Source organism: Castellaniella hirudinis (genome assembly GCF_042651965.1).
In the GTDB taxonomy this organism is placed as follows: domain Bacteria; phylum Pseudomonadota; class Gammaproteobacteria; order Burkholderiales; family Burkholderiaceae_B; genus Castellaniella; species Castellaniella hirudinis.
In genome coordinates this window covers 1-1,105 of record NZ_JBHSDY010000016.1, presented here as the reverse complement: position 1 = coordinate 1,105, position 1,105 = coordinate 1, and the positions used below count along the sequence as shown (strand labels likewise).

At 61.5% G+C, this 1,105-nt stretch carries 1 protein-coding gene; it reads right to left on the bottom strand.

All coding sequences use genetic code 11. From position 1 onward, the window contains the following. Positions 1-1,097 (bottom strand): IS3 family transposase gene (locus tag ACFO0J_RS17955; protein ID WP_376814463.1). Its coding sequence is split into 2 segments (ribosomal slippage), with 1,098 coding nucleotides annotated over them: positions 1-854 and positions 854-1,097; the frame shifts between segments, so codons are not numbered across the junction. This gene is flagged as partial in the annotation. Between the last annotated feature and the right edge of the window lie 8 nt (positions 1,098-1,105).

Below are 1,105 nucleotides of genomic sequence, written 5' to 3'. Positions count from 1 at the left end.
CATCTCCCCTGCGTGGCTGTGTCGCCTCTTCGGGTTGTAGAACATCTCGATGTAATCGAAGATATCGGCCCTGGCCTGCTCCCGGGTGGCGTAGACGCGACGACGAATCCGTTCGCGCTTGAGCAACTGGAAGAAGCTCTCAGCCACGGCGTTGTCGTGGCAATTACCGCGCCGACTCATGCTAGGCTTGAGTTTGTGGGTCTTCAGGAAGTCGCGCCAGTCATGGCTGCCGAACTGGCTGCCCTGGTCGCTGTGGATGATGACCTCGGTCTTAGGACGTCTGCGCCAAACGGCGGCAAGCAAGGCGTTGAGCACCAGATCGCTGTCGATGCGACTGCTCATGGACCAACCCACCACGGTGCGGGCGAAGAGGTCCAGCACGACGGCTAGATACAGCCATCCCTCGTGCGTGCGGATGTAGGTGATGTCGGTGACCCACGCCTGATCCGGCGCCGCCACATCAAATTGCTGCTGCAGGAGATTGTCCGCCACCAAGCTGGGGCGTCCATATCGATTGCCTGGGCGCCGTTTGTATCCGGTCTGCGAGCGCAGGCGGTTCTCGCGCATGAGCCGCGCCACTCGATGCCTGCCACAGTGCTCACCAAGATCCCGCAGATCGTGAGTGACCTTGCGATAGCCGTAGAGGCGATCGCTGTCCTGCCAGCTCTGGCGAATGAGTTGCACCAGCCGCCGATCCTCAAGGGCACGGGCGCTATGTGGAGAACGATGCCAGGCGTAGTACCCGCTGGGATGAACATCAAGCACAGCACACATACGCCGCACCGGGAAGACGGCTGCGTGATCCCGGACAAAGGCGTACTTCACTGGGACTGCTTCGCGAAGTACGCCGCGGCTTTTTTTAAGATGTCGCGCTCCTCGGTGACGCGTCGCAACTCCGCCTTCAGGCGCCGTACCTCCTGGGCTTGTTCGCCTGCATCACGGCGAGCGCCCTCGTCGCCTGCATACTGTTTGCGCCACTGGTACAGGCTCCAGGTGCTTACCCCCAGGCGAGCCGCAACGTCAGCAACCTTGTGGCCGCGTTCAGCCGTCTGGCGCACCGCCTCGATCTTGAATTCCTCGGTAAATCGCTTCTGCATTGCCTTCG